Source organism: Natrinema sp. CRL1, from assembly GCF_059162405.1.
Genome location: NZ_JBLVOY010000005.1, coordinates 172,299 through 187,226, shown reverse-complemented (window position 1 = coordinate 187,226; position 14,928 = coordinate 172,299). Strand labels below are relative to the sequence as shown.

General features: G+C 63.7%; 13 protein-coding genes. 10 read left to right on the top strand and 3 right to left on the bottom strand.

Annotated elements, in window-relative coordinates; translation table 11 throughout:
• The first annotated feature begins 34 nt into the window (after window positions 1-34).
• The 3 genes from ACJYUO_RS17535 to ACJYUO_RS17525 all read left to right on the top strand — a co-directional run bounded on the left by ACJYUO_RS17535 (window position 35) and on the right by ACJYUO_RS17525 (window position 3,681).
• Window positions 35-547 carry an LUD domain-containing protein gene (locus tag ACJYUO_RS17535; RefSeq protein ID WP_494346629.1) on the top strand — a complete coding sequence of 171 codons (513 nt, stop codon included), beginning with the start codon at window positions 35-37 and terminating at the stop codon, window positions 545-547.
• A complete protein-coding gene (locus tag ACJYUO_RS17530; RefSeq protein ID WP_494346628.1) occupies window positions 547-2,772 on the top strand; it encodes an LUD domain-containing protein in 2,226 nt (741 codons plus the stop codon). The genes ACJYUO_RS17535 and ACJYUO_RS17530 overlap by 1 nt, the downstream gene beginning before the upstream one ends.
• Window positions 2,773-2,844: 72 nt before the next feature.
• The gene (locus tag ACJYUO_RS17525; RefSeq protein ID WP_494346627.1) at window positions 2,845-3,681 is read left to right on the top strand and encodes a fumarylacetoacetate hydrolase family protein; all 837 of its coding nucleotides are present in this window, start codon (window positions 2,845-2,847) and stop codon (window positions 3,679-3,681) included.
• A gap of 3 nt (window positions 3,682-3,684) precedes the next feature.
• On the opposite strand, the gene ACJYUO_RS17520 is transcribed toward ACJYUO_RS17525, so the two are convergent.
• Both ACJYUO_RS17520 and ACJYUO_RS17515 read right to left on the bottom strand, forming a co-directional pair.
• Window positions 3,685-4,554 carry an amidohydrolase family protein gene (locus ACJYUO_RS17520; protein ID WP_494346626.1) on the bottom strand — a complete coding sequence of 290 codons (870 nt, stop codon included), beginning with the start codon at window positions 4,552-4,554 and terminating at the stop codon, window positions 3,685-3,687.
• Between the two features lie 200 nt (window positions 4,555-4,754).
• The gene (locus tag ACJYUO_RS17515) at window positions 4,755-5,786 is read right to left on the bottom strand and encodes a zinc-dependent alcohol dehydrogenase (protein ID WP_494346625.1); all 1,032 of its coding nucleotides are present in this window, start codon (window positions 5,784-5,786) and stop codon (window positions 4,755-4,757) included.
• A 297-nt stretch (window positions 5,787-6,083) separates the two neighbouring features.
• On the opposite strand from ACJYUO_RS17515, the gene ACJYUO_RS17510 reads away from it, so the two are divergent.
• From ACJYUO_RS17510 to ACJYUO_RS17495, 4 genes are all read left to right on the top strand, one after another.
• Entirely contained in the window at window positions 6,084-7,289 is a 1,206-nt protein-coding gene (locus ACJYUO_RS17510; RefSeq protein ID WP_494346624.1) for an enolase C-terminal domain-like protein, read from the top strand.
• A gap of 3 nt (window positions 7,290-7,292) precedes the next feature.
• Window positions 7,293-8,324: an LLM class flavin-dependent oxidoreductase gene (locus ACJYUO_RS17505; protein WP_494346623.1), complete on the top strand. Its 1,032-nt coding sequence runs from the start codon at window positions 7,293-7,295 to the stop codon at window positions 8,322-8,324.
• Between the two features lie 204 nt (window positions 8,325-8,528).
• Window positions 8,529-9,674, top strand: a complete 1,146-nt coding sequence (locus ACJYUO_RS17500; RefSeq protein ID WP_494346622.1) for a mandelate racemase/muconate lactonizing enzyme family protein — start codon at window positions 8,529-8,531, stop codon at window positions 9,672-9,674.
• Between the two features lie 58 nt (window positions 9,675-9,732).
• A complete protein-coding gene (locus ACJYUO_RS17495) occupies window positions 9,733-10,038 on the top strand; it encodes an L-rhamnose mutarotase (RefSeq protein WP_494346621.1) in 306 nt (101 codons plus the stop codon).
• 516 nt (window positions 10,039-10,554) lie between these two features.
• Here ACJYUO_RS17495 and ACJYUO_RS17490 read toward each other — a convergent pair.
• Complete coding sequence (locus ACJYUO_RS17490) at window positions 10,555-11,484, bottom strand: dihydrodipicolinate synthase family protein (protein WP_494346620.1); 930 nt, start codon at window positions 11,482-11,484, stop codon at window positions 10,555-10,557.
• 143 nt (window positions 11,485-11,627) lie between these two features.
• On the opposite strand from ACJYUO_RS17490, the gene ACJYUO_RS17485 reads away from it, so the two are divergent.
• The 3 genes from ACJYUO_RS17485 to ACJYUO_RS17475 all read left to right on the top strand — a co-directional run bounded on the left by ACJYUO_RS17485 (window position 11,628) and on the right by ACJYUO_RS17475 (window position 14,191).
• Window positions 11,628-12,704: a glycoside hydrolase family 88/105 protein gene (locus tag ACJYUO_RS17485; RefSeq protein ID WP_494346619.1), complete on the top strand. Its 1,077-nt coding sequence runs from the start codon at window positions 11,628-11,630 to the stop codon at window positions 12,702-12,704.
• A 99-nt stretch (window positions 12,705-12,803) separates the two neighbouring features.
• Window positions 12,804-13,646, top strand: a complete 843-nt coding sequence (locus ACJYUO_RS17480; RefSeq protein ID WP_494346618.1) for an NAD-dependent epimerase/dehydratase family protein — start codon at window positions 12,804-12,806, stop codon at window positions 13,644-13,646.
• Window positions 13,647-13,768: 122 nt separating this feature from the next.
• On the top strand, window positions 13,769-14,191 hold the full coding sequence (locus ACJYUO_RS17475) for a GlcG/HbpS family heme-binding protein (protein WP_494346617.1): 423 nt from the start codon (window positions 13,769-13,771) through the stop codon (window positions 14,189-14,191).
• Window positions 14,192-14,928: the final 737 nt, after the last annotated feature.

The window sequence follows — 14,928 nt, the reverse complement described above, 5'->3', positions numbered from 1 at the left end:
CAAATCCGTGGCATGAGTTAGTGACGACCACGCAATGGCAACACAACTAGAAACGTTCGAAACGAACCTCGAGAGCGTTCGGACCGCCGTCACACGGACCTCGGCGGCCGCGTTTCGGGAGACGCTCGCCAAGGTCGTCGACCGGCCCGCCATCGGTGCGCCCCTCCACTTCGAGGACGTGTCCCTCGCGGGGACAGACGTCGTCCTCGACCCGACGCCCGACCAACTCCGCGAGGCGGCCTGTGGCGTGACGGCCGCCGCGCTCGGCGTCGCCGACTACGGCTCGGTCGTCCTCGAGTCGACGCCGGACGGAACCGAACTCGCCGGTCTCTTCCCCAATCGCCACGTGATCATCGTCCGCGAGCGGGACCTCGTCCCCGACATGGCCGCGGCGTTCGAGCGGCTGGGTGATCGGTTCCGCGCCGGGAGCGACGACGCCGTGATCGCGACCGGCCCAAGCGCGACCGCCGACATGGGCGAACTCGTCTACGGCGTCCACGGCCCGCGAGAGACCCACGCGATCGTCGTGGAGGACGCGGAGGAATAATGGCGAGCAAGCGATCTCGAATGGCCGAGCGAATCCGGTCCGTCATGGAAACAGAGGGCGACAGCGTCGAGCGAAACGCCCGCGGGTTCAACGAGGGCCGCTACGAGTCCGTCGCCCGACTCGAGGACTACGACGCGTACAAGGACCGGGCACGTACGATCAAAGAGGACGCGATCGAGCGACTCCCCGAACTGATCGAGCAGGTGCGCGAGACGGTCGAAGCAAACGGCGGCACCGTCTACGTCGCCGACGACGCCGCCGACGCGAACCGGTACATCCGCGAACTCGCCCGCGAACGGGCGGCAGAGACCGTCGTCAAGTCCAAGTCGATGACGACCGAGGAGATCGATCTCAACGAACAACTCGAGGTCGAGGGTTGTGATGTCTGGGAGACCGATCTCGGCGAGTTCGTCCTGCAGGTCGCCGACGAAGCGCCTAGTCACCTCGTCGCGCCGGCGATCCACCAGTCCCGCGAGGAGATCGCCGCCCTGTTCAACGAGTACTTCGACCCCGACGAGGAACTCGAGACCGCCGAGGAGCTGACCGCGTTCGCCCGAGAGTATCTCGGCGAGCGGATCGAGGACGCGGACATCGGCGTGACCGGCGCGAACTTCGTGACGGCGGATACGGGGACGATGGCGCTCGTCACCAGCGAGGGCAACGCCCGCAAGACGGTCGCCGTGCCGGAGACACACGTCGCGGTCGCGGGCGTCGAGAAGATCGTCCCGACCTTCGAGGATCTCCAGCCGTTCGTCGAACTGATCGCGCGGTCGGGGACGGGACAGGATATCACATCCTACGTCTCGCTGTTCTCGCCGCCGGTCGCGACGCCGCCGGTCGACTTCGACGACGACGAGCCGATCGGCGACGAGCCGACCGACCGGGACTTCCACCTCGTCTTGCTCGACAACGGCCGCATGGACATGCGCGATGACGACCAGCTCCGGGAGACGCTGTACTGCATCCGGTGTTCGGCCTGTGCGAACTCGTGTGCGAACTTCCAGTCCGTCGGCGGCCACGTCTTCGGCGGCGAAACCTACTCGGGCGGGATCGCCACCGGCTGGGAAGCCGGCATCCACGGTCGGGAGTCCGCCGACGAGTTCAACGACCTCTGTACCGGTTGCTCGCGGTGTGTCAACCAGTGTCCGGTGAAGATCGACATCCCGTGGATCAACACCGTCGTCCGAGACCGGCGCAATCGCGGGGCCGACGAGGGCGAACTCGACTTCCTCGTCGAGGGGCTCACGCCGGACGAGGAGCCCGCCGGACTCGACCTGCAAAAGCGCTTCTTCGGCAACTTCGCGACGCTCGCAAAACTCGGCTCCGCGACCGCGCCCGTCTCGAACTGGGCCGCCGACACGCGTCCGTCCCGGCTGCTCATGGAACGGATCCTCGGGGTCGATCGTCGCCGCGATCTGCCCGAATTCGAGCGCGAGACCTTCGTCGAGTGGTTCCGGAACCGCGACGTTCCCCGACCCGCCGACGCCGACTACCACGCCGTCGTCTACCCCGACCTCTACACGAACTACATCCGGACCGACCGCGGGAAGGCGGCCGTCCGAACGCTCGAGGCGCTGGGCGTCGCGGTCGAGGTCCCCGAGGTCGCGTCGTCGGGCCGCGCCCCCCTCTCCCAGGGGATGATCGCCACTGCGGAGCGCCACGCTCGCGACGCGACCGCCGACCTCGAGCCCTACCTCGAGGCGGGGTACGACGTCGTCGCCATCGAGCCGAGCGACCTCGCCATGTTCCGCGGCGAGTACGAGCGGCTGCTCGAGGCGGACCGCTACGAGACCCTCGCCGATCGCAGCTACGAGGTCTTCGAGTACGTCTACGGCCTGCTCGAGAACGGGGCCGACCTCGCGTCGCTGCGGAGCGCAGACGACGGGAATCGTCTCGACGCCGATATCGCCTATCACTCCCACTGCCAGCAGCGGACCCTCGAACTCGAGGCCTACACGACGGACGTCCTCGGACGACTAGGGTACGACGTCGTCACCTCCGATGTCGAGTGCTGTGGCATGGCGGGGAGTTTCGGCTACAAGAGCGAGTACTACGAACTGAGCATGGACGTCGGCGACCGGCTCAGAGAGCAGTTCGAAACCCCCGAGACCGCCGACCGGACGGTCGTCGCGAGCGGAACCTCGTGTCTCGAACAACTAGACGGACTCCTCGCTCGCCACCCGCAGCATCCGATCTCGCTCGTTGCCCCGGCAAACGACGACTGACCCGTCGATTTGGTTCGGCCACCGGGCGAAGCGAGAGAAAGATTCAAGATTCAAGAGGAGAATCTCGAGGTGATGCAATTCGTTCGATTCGCGACTAGCGGCGGCGTCAGCTGGGGCGTTACCGTCGACGACCAGTCGTATTCGCTGGACCGTTTCGGAGAACCGACGATCGAAGACCTCGCGACGCCCGGCTACCGCCGGCGGGTCCGCCGCGCCGTCGAGACGGGTGAACTGCCGGAAATTGACGAGCTCAAGGACCGGTTGGTACCGATCCCGTCGGTCGAACAGATCGTCTGCGTCGGGCTGAACTACTACGACCACGCCGAGGAGCAAGACGAGGAGATTCCGGACAAGCCGATGCTGTTCGCGAAGTCACCCGGAAGCGTCACCGGTCCCGACGCGCCGATCGTCCACCCCGACGACGTCGAGCAGGTCGACTACGAGGTCGAACTCGGCATCGTCATCGGCCGGACCGCCTGCGAAGTCTCGGCCGACGAGGCCGAGGAGTACGTCGCCGGCTACACGGTCGTCAACGACGTCAGCGCGCGCGACGCCCAGTTCGAGGACGGCCAGTTCTTCCGGGGAAAAAGCTACGACACGTTCGCGCCGATGGGACCGGCCCTGACCGCGCCCGAGGACATCGACGCCAATGACGTCACCGTCGAACTCCGACTCAACGGCGAGGTGAAACAGGAGTCCTCGACGGCGGAGTTCATCTTCGACGTCGGCGACACCGTCGAGTATCTGAGCCACAGAATGACGTTGCAGCCGGGGACCGTGATTTCGACCGGCACACCGGGCGGCGTCGGCGTCTTCCGCGACCCGCCGGAGCTACTCTCGCCGGGCGACACGGTCGAAGCCGAAGTCGAAGGGATCGGCACGCTCGAGAACCACGTCGTCGGCGAGTAACGGTCAGATCCCGCACAGTGCCCGCATCGAGCGGCCGGTGAGCCACTCCCGATCGTTCCGAGAAAGGCAGTCGACGTGGTCGAGCCAGCGCAGGCTCTCCTCGTAGCTCGCCTCGTCGCTGACGTTCGGAAAGTCCGAGCCCCAGACGACCCGTTCGCGGCCGAACGTCTCGAGCAGCCAGCGAATGTGGTCGTGCATGTCGGCGTAGGGAAACGACTCTTCCGAGCGGTGGACGACTTCGGAGATTTTCACCGCCACGTCGTACTCGTCGCCGGCGAGGGGCTCGAGCGCGGCGAGCGCTTCGGCGGGCGGGACCTCGGGACCGGCGTGACAGAAGTGATCGAGCGCGTAGCTGAGTTCCGGATAGGCGTCGACGAGGTCGATCACCTGCTCGAGCTGGTCGACGTGGGCAAGAACCTGGACCAGCGCGTCGGTCTCGCGGGCGACCGCCCAGAAATCGGTCTCGTCGATCGCCTCGCGCAGCCACTCGACGGTTGGATCGAACGTCTCCCACATCCGATCAGACGGGCAGATCGCTCCGAGGCGGACACCGAGCACGCCGTCGACGGCCATGGCCTCGCGCAACCGATCGGCCGCGCCGTCGGCGAACGGGTCGAGCATGACGATTCCCGAGAGCCTATCGTGGTCCTCCACACAGCGAACCGTGTATCGGTTGTCGGTCCACTCGCAAATCGGATAGCCGACAACAACCGCCTCGTCGACGCCGACAGCGTCCATGTCCGCGAGGAGCTTCGCTGCAGTGTAGACGGTATCGACGGTGAACTCGTCGACGGTCTCGACGAGCGGACCGTTGACCCACGGCTGGTCTCGGCTCGGTCGCGTCCACGCGTGCGTGTGAGTATCCAGCACCATCGTGTACGAACTCCGATGCGTCGGGCGGTACTAAACATTGCGTTGCCCGCGAACGCGGTGGGCCCGAGTGCGTACCCGAACCGCGGTGTAGTCGAACGAGTACGGCCGCGAGCGTGAGTAGGGTTGCTATGGGACCCGTTCGATCGACAACGCTCGAGCCGTCGAACGACACCGCAATTACGCAGTCGCCGTTGACTCCGTTACTCGGAAAACGAGAAGACCGGCTTACAAGTTTCCGACTCGAGGAACGCTTCGAACGCGGCGGTCGGATCGTCGACGCTGAACGATCGGTCGATTATCGCGTCGACGTCGATGGCACCGGCAGACAGCAGCCGGATGGCCTGCTCGAAGTTCTGCCACGTCGAGCCGTAGGACGTGTTCACGTCGACTTCGCTACGGACGACCGGCGTCATGAACACTTCGCTGGGAGCGCCAGGAAGACCGACGACGACGATCTGCCCACCTTTGCGAACGTTGTCGATGGCCATTTCGATGCCGCTCGCGTGGCCGGTCGTATCGAAGATTGTGTCGAAGCCGATATCATCAGTATGGGTCTCGATAACATCGGAGAGGTCGGTCGTCTCGATATCGACCGTCTCGATCCCGAGCTGTTCGACCAGCGGCAGCCGATACTCGATATCCTTGCCCAGTCCCGAGACGAGGACGTCGGCACCCATCGAGTCCGCGACGGCTGCGACGAGCACGCCGATCGGGCCGGGGCCCTCTACGAGGACCGTGTCGCCCGGCGTCACGTTGGACTGATCGAACACCGCCCGCGTCGCGATGCTGAGCGGTTCGGTGATGCTGGCGTGGCCAAGGGGTACGTCGTCGGGAATCCGGTGGAGATCTCGAGGACGGACAGTCGTATACTCGGTATACGCCCCGTCGTTATGCATGCCTGTGATCTCGAAATTCTGGCAGACGTTCGGCTGGCCGTTCTTGCACTGAAAACACGAGCCGCAGTCGTGGATCGGTTCTTCGACGACGTGGTCGCCGACTGTGAAGTCGGTGACGTCGCTGCCGACCTCGACGACTTCGCCGGAGTACTCGTGGCCCATGATCCGCGGGATCGGGATCCACTCGTAGCCGTCTTCGTACTTGTACGCGTGTGCGTCGCTTCCGCACAGTCCCGCCGAGTGCACGCGAACGAGTACTTCGTCGTCAGCGGGAACCGCTTTCTCACGTTCGCGAATCTCGATAGATCTGGGACCGGTATGGACTATGGCCTTCATGTAGGGTTACCTCGCTCTGGTCGAGCTATCAATAGGTGGGTGACTCTCATACATATAACTTTAGGTATGACACACGTCCGCTCGGAGCGGACTGACTCGATCGGGAGACTGCCATCGGCACCGCTCAATCAGATTATCGAACAGTCGTCCAATGCGGATCCTCCGCTGGCTTCGCGCTGGAGAGTGAGCTCGACCGGCCACAGATCGTCGGTTCGCGCTCGGGTCTGAGTACTATAAACACTTATGTGGCTGTTGAACACATCTCGAAGCGAGTCCATCGGAAGTGACCATCAACGTATGGAGATAACGGAAATCAACGTCACGAAGGTAAGTACCGATTCATGGGGCGAGTTCGTCGAATTCCCGCTCGTCACCGTCATGAGCAAGTTCGACGAGTACAACAATGCCGACGGCGACAACCCACAGGCCCGGCGGAATTGGATGGGGCCGGTCGGCGATGTCGTCGTGGAAGTCGAGACCGACGCGGGTATCACCGGCGTCGGCGTTGGCAACTGGGCGACGGGGTCGATCGAAACCATCGTCGACGAGACGCTCTCGAAGCTCATCATCGGCGAGGATCCCCACCAGCGTGAACGGCTCTGGGATATGATGTACCGGGCGACGATCCCCTTCGGCCGGAAGGGGGCAGCCATTGAGGCCATCAGTGCCGTCGACCTCGCACTCTGGGACATCGCCGGCAAGGAAGCGGAGAAACCGGTCTACGAACTGCTGGGCGGCCCGGTCTCCGATGAGATCCCCTGTTACGCGAGCAACCTCCACCCGGTCGACCACGAAAAACTCGCGCGCGAAGCACAGAACTACGCCGAGCAGGGCTTCGACGCGATGAAGCTACGGTTCCGGTACGGTCCGGAAGCCGGCCGCGAGGGGATGAAGGAGAACGAGAAAATCGTCGAGACGGTCCGGGACGCCGTCGGCGACGAACTCGCGATTGCCGGTGACGCCTACATGGGCTGGACCGTCCGGTACGCCAAGAAGATGCTCAAGCGCCTCGAGCGCTACGACATGGAGTGGGTCGAGGAGCCGGTCATCCCCGACGATATCGACGGTTACGCCGAGGTCCGCGAGGCGTCGAACGTTCCCATCTCCGGCGGCGAACACGAGTTCACCCGCTGGGGCCACAAGGAACTACTCGAGCGCGAGGCCGTCGACATCCTCCAGCCGGACATTCACCGCTGTGGCGGGCTGACCGAGTTGCTGAAGATCGACTCGATGGCCAGCGCCCGCGACGTGCCGGTGATTCCCCACTCGGGGACGAACCCGACGTTGCATTTCATTGCCGCCTCAACTAACGCGCCGATGGCGGAGTACTTCCCGATCCCGGAGTGGTACAAGGAACGCCAGGGCGAACAGGAGTCGACGTACGCCGACGCAATCTACGCCAATCCGCCCCAAGCCAAGGACGGCACCGTCTCGCTCCCCGACACCGTCGGGCTGAGTTCGGCAGTCAACGCCGAGGCGCTCGCTCACTACAGCGTGGATTAACTCATGACCGACGTTACGTTCGAGTACAACGTGCCGGTGTTTGCGGGCGCGCCTGAGTCGGGTACCGACCCGGTTCACCGCGATACGCCGTGTTACGAGACGCTCGACTGGGAGACGACGAAAAATGGCGTCCTGACGGCCGAGGAATTCGGCTTCGACGCCGCGTGGGCACCGGACCACCTCATGCTCGGCCGCGATCACGCCGAGTACGAGTGCTGGACGCTGCTGTCCGCGCTGGCGGGGCTCACCGACGACATCAATCTCGGCTCGCTCGTCCTCTGTAACGACTACCGCAACCCCGCGCTCGTCGCGAAGATGGCCGCGACGCTCGATGTCATCTCCGACGGCCGGCTCGAACTCGGCCTCGGCGCCGGCTGGCACGAGCCGGAGTACGAGGCCTACGGCTGGGAGTACCGCGACGGCTTCGAGCGGCTGATGCGCTTGGACGAGAGCATCCGACTGATGAAGGCGTTTTGGGCGACCGAACCGGGCGAGGCCGCCTCGTTCTCGGGCGAGCGCTACGAGATCGACGAGGCCTACTGCGATCCCGGCCCGGTGCAGGATCCTCATCCGCCGATCCTCGTCGGCGGGCAGGGCGAGGACGTGACGCTGAAACTCGTCGCGAAATACGCCGACGTCTGGAACACGGACGTGTTCAACGGGACGCCGGAGACGCTCGAGCACAAGATCGGCGTCATCGAGGACCACTGTGAGACGGTCGGCCGCGATCCCGACGAGATCGAGTACTCGTGGGACGGCCACGTCGTCTGTACGCGCGACCCCGAGAAGTACGAGCGCCTGCTCGACCTGATGATCCCAATCCAGTTCGAGGAGGAGTACGTCGATCAAGCCGACATCACGACCGAGGCGATCGCCAACGACTACTTCATCATGGGGACGCCCGAGGAGTGTGCCGAGGCGATCGAACGCCGGATCGACGCTGGCGTCACGAAGTTCCAGTGCTGGTTCGTCGACTTCCCCGATACCGGCGGCATGGAGCTGTTCGCCGACGAGGTCATGCCGCAGTTCCGGTAGTCGAACGGGTTCCGCTTCCTCGGCATCACCGTCCTCACTGTCGTCATACCCCGCCTCCCCACGTTCGTCAGTCCACGAGCAACGACTCGAGGGTGGCGTCGCTGTGACACTCGCGGATCATACTCGAGTCGCGGGAGTTAGAGCGGCCGACCCTTCGTAACCGAGAAACTATTTGAAACTACCCCGGAAACGGGTACTCGTATCATGGAAATCACCGAGCTAGCAGCGATTCCACTGTCACACGAACTCGCCGAGGGGCGCGCGTTCGGCGGCTCGCGCGGCATGACCGAGTCGCGATCGACGACGCTCGTCCGCCTCGAGACGGACGACGGAGCGGTCGGCTGGGGCGAAGCGTTCGCCTCGCCGCGGGCGGTCGCGGCGCTGATCGAAGACGAGTTCGCCGATGCCGTCGTCGGCAGTTCGCCGGTCGCGGCCGAGTCGTTAGCCGACCGCGTCTACACCGGCGACATCGGCGGCTACCACGCCGCTCGCGAGGCCCTCGCACAGTCCGCCCTCTCAGGGATCGAGGTCGCGATGTGGGACCTCCGAGGGAAGGCGGCCGGGCTGCCGATCCACGAACTGCTCGGCGGCCGCCGGGTCAAGTCGGTCGTCCCGTACGCGTCGACGATGTACCTCACCGAGTGGGGAGAAGACCCAGCCGAACCCATGGAAGACGCCGTCGAGGAAGGGTTTACCGCGGCGAAGATCAAGCTCGGCGGCGGCCGCGAGGACGATCGCCGGCGCGTCGAGATCGCCCGCGAGATCCTCGGCGACGACGCACACCTGATGGTCGATTTCAACGGCAACTACACGCCGAGAGGGGCGATCGCGTCGATCCGCGAACTCGAATCATACGATCTAACGTGGGTCGAAGAGCCCGTCCCGCCGGAGAACTACGAGGGGTATCGTGAGATCGGCGCGCGCGTCGACGTCCCCCTCGCCGCCGGCGAGGCCCACTACGGCCGCTTCGAGTTCGCGCGGCTGCTCGAGGACGGACTGATCGACGTCGTCCAGCCGAACCTCGGACGCTGTGGCGGCTTCGCCGAGGCCCGGTTCCTCGCGAAGTTAGCGACGACGGCGAACGCGATCGTTCGGCCCCATGTCTGGAACAGCGCGGTTGGGACCGCGGCCGCGTTGCAGTTCGCCGCGAGCCTGTCGACGTACCCCCACGCCGAGGGAATGGAACCCGGCCCCGTCCTCTTCGAGTTCGATCGCAGCGAGAACCCGCTCCGTGACGATCTACTCGAGTCCCCGCTGGATCCGACCGGCGGCGAACTCGCGGTGCCGCAGGACCCCGGCCTCGGGATTGACGTCGACGAATCGGCGGTCGACCGCTACCGTCTCGAGTGAACGCGCGATCGGGAGACGGGGGAATAGCTATGAGGGAGGCCTTCGATGCGATACTTGCATGCCACGCATTGCGTTCCACCTGAAAATTGCTGATGGACAGCGCGAGGCGTATCGCGAGGCACACGAGAACGTCCCTCAGTGGCTCGAGGACGCGTACCTCGAGTCCGACGCCGGCCTCGAGACCTACAGCGTCTTCGAGGCCGACGGCCACGTCTTCGGCTTCCTCGAACTCGACGACCCGGACGCGATCGAAGCGGTAATGGACGAGAGCGACGCACAGGCCCGCTGGGCCGAGGAGATGCAAGGGATCACCGTCGACGACGACTCGGATCAGTGGATGGACGAAGTGTACCGGATGATCTAATCGGACCGTCGGCGCTCGCTGACTCGAAAAGGGAGGTCGCGGATCGCGTTTTGTGGTCGGCCGATGGGGCAGCGGCGGCGCTGTCGTGACGGTGATCGGTTCGCTTCGGCGACCCGGTCATGCCAGAGAGTCGCATATGCTGTCCGGCACCACCGGATGTAGAGATGGATGCGGATCGACGGGGCGCTATCCGCCGAAATCGGTCTTTTTGACCGATCGCTTACAGAGCGTCGTTCTAAATTACAGGCATACGTTTGTAACTCTGTTCCCCAAACGGACCGGCGGCAGGGACCTAACTTCCGGTGTGGCCGGACGCTGATTCGTGGCCTCCTGCGAAATCGCCCGGGGGTCGCATCCGAGCGTCGATACTCGCCCCGCTCGGGTTCCGAAATACGGCCTTCCGACGATGGCGGACGGCCGCGGGAGCAAGAGCGGCCACGCTGGGTTCGATCGTGGACGGAACGAGCGGTTCGAAGAAATCGTGTCGGAAAAACGGACGGCGGTCGCGGCCCGGCCTCAGAGAAGGCGGTCGAGATCGGACTGGAGTTGCTCATAGAGCGTTTCGGCTCGCCGCTGGTCGGCCGCCGAGAGACCGACGATCGGCTCGCGGACCGCGCCGCCGTTGTAGCCCGCGAGCTCGAGCCCGTATTTGACCGCCGGAACGCTGATCGCGTCCGCGAGCGTGTTCTCCTCGCCGGTCCCGTTCCGGAACTGCTGGTACGGGACCGCCGCGTTCTGGAGGGCACGCGCCCGCTCCCACTCCTCGTCGCGCAGCGCTGTCAGCAGCGCCAGGCCGAGCCGCGGCTCGAAGTTCGTCACGCCCGCCGTGAATCCCTCGGCTCCCTGCACCCAGAGCGACAGCGCGTGGGGTTCTGCCATGCCGTCGACCCAGACGACATCGTCGTCGCCGGCCGCGACAGCCTGTCCGAATTTGACCGCGTCCGGGATGGCGTACTTGATTCCGGCCACGCCGTCGATCTCGGTCAGCGACGCGAGGAACGAGACGGACGGCTCGAAGCCGCGGATGTAGGGGACGATGCCGACCGCCGCCGCGTCGGCGAGCGCCTCGTAGTACTCGAGGAGCCCCTGCTCGTGGACGTACGTGTGGTCCGGCGGCATGATCATCATCGCGTCTACGCCGATCTCGTCGTAAGCGGCGACGAGGTCGCGTGCGGTCTTCGTGCTGCCCCCGACGCCGGCGAGGACGCACGCGTCGTCGGGCAGCGCCGATACGCCCGTCTCGGTGATGTCGATCCGCTCTTGGTGGGACAGCGAGTGGTACTCGCTGATGTTCGCACACGCGAGGAACGTACTGAGTCCGTCCCTCGAGAGGGCCTCGGCGTTGTCGGCCAGCTGGTCGTGATTGATCGCTCCGTCGTCGTCGAATGGTGTCAACAGCCCGGCTGCGACGCTTCGCAGACCGTCCTGTAGCTTCTCGGACGCCATGGATGCGAAATCGGATGGGTGACTCATAAACGTATCGTCATTCTCGCTCTCGGCGAATTGTCGAGTCGACGACGCGGTGGCGACGCCGCGCTCGACCCGTCAGCAAGATTTATGATCGATCCAGCGGAGGATTAGCTACCGTCATGACTCCGTCCCTCGACGAGACGATCGCGACTGTCGCAGCGTATACCATTGCCACGGACATGGAAAACGAGGTCTGGCAGAAAGGGGTCGCCATCAACGGACTGCTCGCCGCCGACCGCGACGACTGTACCGAAGCCGCGCGGGCACTGGTCGACCGCGCCGTCGAAACCCAAGACAGCAACGGCCAGCTCTCGTACGGCCCGAGCTACCCCATCGAGGTCTTCCAGCACGGACAGGAGTACGACGCCCACTGGGAGATCGACGAGCGGAAGGCGATGAACACGAACAACACGACCTCGATCGGCCACGGCGTCCTCGAGTTCTATCGCCGGACCGGCGACGAGTGCTATCTCGAAGCCGCACGCGGCGAGTACGAGAACCTCCAGTCGGTCGAGCGGACCGCGGACGGCGGCATCCCCCACCACGTCCCGGAACTGTCAGGCGTGAAGGGGCTCTGGATCGACTCGGTGTACATGATGTGTCCGTTCTTCGCCCGATACGGGGCCGCCGCCGACGAACCCGAGGCCTTCGACGAGGCCGCCAAGCAACTCATCGTCCACGCGAAACACCTTCAGGACCCGCACACCGGTTTGTTCCGGCACATCTGGCACGAACAGCCCAACAGCTATCCCCAGAGCACCTTCTGGGCCCGCGGCAACGGCTGGATACAGGCAGCGATCGTCGACGTTCTCGAGTTCCTCCCCGACGATCATCCCGATCGCGAGGAACTCGTCGAGATCTTCCGGGACGTCGCCTCGGCGGTCGTGGAGCGACAGGACGACAGCGGCATGTGGTACAACATCGTTGACGATCCCCACACCCCGCTCGAGAGTTCGGGCACGCTCATGTACACCTACGCGTTCGAGCGCGCCCTCGAACTGGGTATCGTCGAGGACGAGAAATACGAACGGGCGGCACGGGACGCGATGGACGTCTCGATCGGCCTCGTCGACGACGAAGGGGCCGTCCGCCGGGTCGCGGGGCCGCCGGGCGGACCGGGGGCGCCGCTGACGTCGACGTCGTATGGACAGGGGTTCTTCCTGCTCGCCGCGTCACAGTTTACCGACGGCCAGTAACGTCGGCCTGTCGCGGGACTCCCCCGAGACACCGGTTACGGCCCCGACGCCCGTTGCGTGATCCGAACAATTATATCACATGCGACAGACCCAACACCTGTGAACGTCCTACTAACCGGTGCGTACGGACGGTGTGGAACCGCCATCATCGACCACCTTCACGACGACCCCGACTACGATTTCACCTATCTCGACCGGAACGATCCGGACGACGGGGACGAGTATGGGGAGTACGAAACCGTCGTCGGCGACGTCGCCGACGCGACCGCCGTTCGGAGCGCGGCCGCCGACCAAAACGCGATGATCCACCTCGCGGGCTATCCCTTCACCGACGGCACGTGGGACGACGTACACCAACCCAACATCATCGGGGTACTGAACGCCCTCGAGGCCGCGCGGGCCGAGGAACTCGAGACGGTCGTGTTCGCCTCCTCGAATCACGTGATGGGGATGTACGAGTCCGAGAACGCCCCCGAACTCTACTTCGGGTCCGAGGCCCCGTTCCGACTCTCCCACGAGGATCCGGTCCGACCGGACTCCTACTACGGTGTCTCGAAGAGCTTCGGCGAAGACCTCTGTCGGTACTACGTCGAGAACTACGAGTACCCGAAACGAGCCCACGCGATCCGGATCTGTAGTGTGCGGATGCCCGAATACGACCATCCCTACGGTGACGCCGAACACGACGTCGATGACGGCGAATACGAACGCGGAAGCGACCAGTACGACCAGCAGGTCGCACGGATGAAAGCCATGTGGCAGTCCCGCCGGGACTTCGCACATATGATCGACTGCTGTCTCCAGACCGACGACCCCGGCTTCGAAATCTTCAGCGGTGTCAGCGATAACGATCGTCGCTGGTACAGCATCGAAAACGCCCGGGAGACGATCGGCTACGATCCGCAGGACAACGGCGAGACGTGGGATTCCCCGCCGCAGTAATACCCGGCAAACGCACTCCTCGCGCTTCGCTCGAATCGATTGCCGTCTCTCGAGCACCGATCGAATCGAGACCGCCCGATCCGAAGTCGATTTATAGTAGGCACATGCATAACTCACGTAGAATGCAAACCCAGCATTCGGTTTCGCTAGACGAATCGAAGGAGATACTCGACGCCGCCGAAGCGAAGGCGAACGAACTCGGTGTGCCGATGAATCTCGCCGTAACGAACAACGAGGGAAACCTCCTCGCGTTTCGCCGAATGGACGGCGCAAAGCTCGTGGCAGCGAGCATCGCACGCGATAAGGCCTACACCGCAGCGGCCGTCAAGAAGCCGACCGCAAACCTGAAAGAAGGATCCGAACCGGGCGGCGACGTGTACGGACTCCAGTCGACGGACGACAATCGCGTCGTGACCTTCGGCGGCGGCGTTCCGATCGAGCACGACGGCGAAGTCGTCGGTGCAGTCGGTGCCAGCGGCGGTGACGTTTCGGAAGACGTTGCGATCGCGAGCGCTGGCGTCGAGGCGTTTACGTCGTCGGAATGACGTTCAGTACCACGACGCTGCCATCGAACCGGAGACGCTGATCCACACGTCCCGGTCGTCTCGAGCGATCGATTCGGTCGTCGTGAGAAGGACGGCGACAATTCGTGACCGAGGTCGGGCCAGTTGTTCCTCGACCCCCTACTCATCTCACTCGGTCCTGAGATTCGGTTCGATGGTCTGCACATCTTTGTCGCTACCGCCAGTATAGTTATCTGACAAATGGTCGAGACACCAACAGTTATGAGAGCAGTATCCCTGTGGACAATATAAATAAGATATTCGTTAAAATCCGATTACATCGATAATTTCCGAGCAGATACAGCCGTCGTATAGGTGTGCATATTGAACGTCGCCATTATCGCCATATACATAGTATTTTCGAGAGGTAGCACAAAAGGTACGACACAAGTCATACATAACGGGCTATGCGGACGTGATTCGGATCAATCTAACGCCGTCCACGATGCCCTAGGTCAATAGTTCTATCGTGACGAATCGGGCGTATCCATAGACGCCAATTTCGCTGGCAGCATCAAAAATATTACCGAGCGGTCACTAGAATCCGAACTCGAGTACTCTCTGTTGGGAAGTCAACACATGATCGGACACTGCATACACGTTTTATCTCTTTCTTTGAGTTTTTCATCGAGTCCAAAATGTACAGCTTGTAAATGGTAAAGTAATCGAGGACCAGAATTGGTGATATATACGATATGAATAATAGTGTCTCATATTGC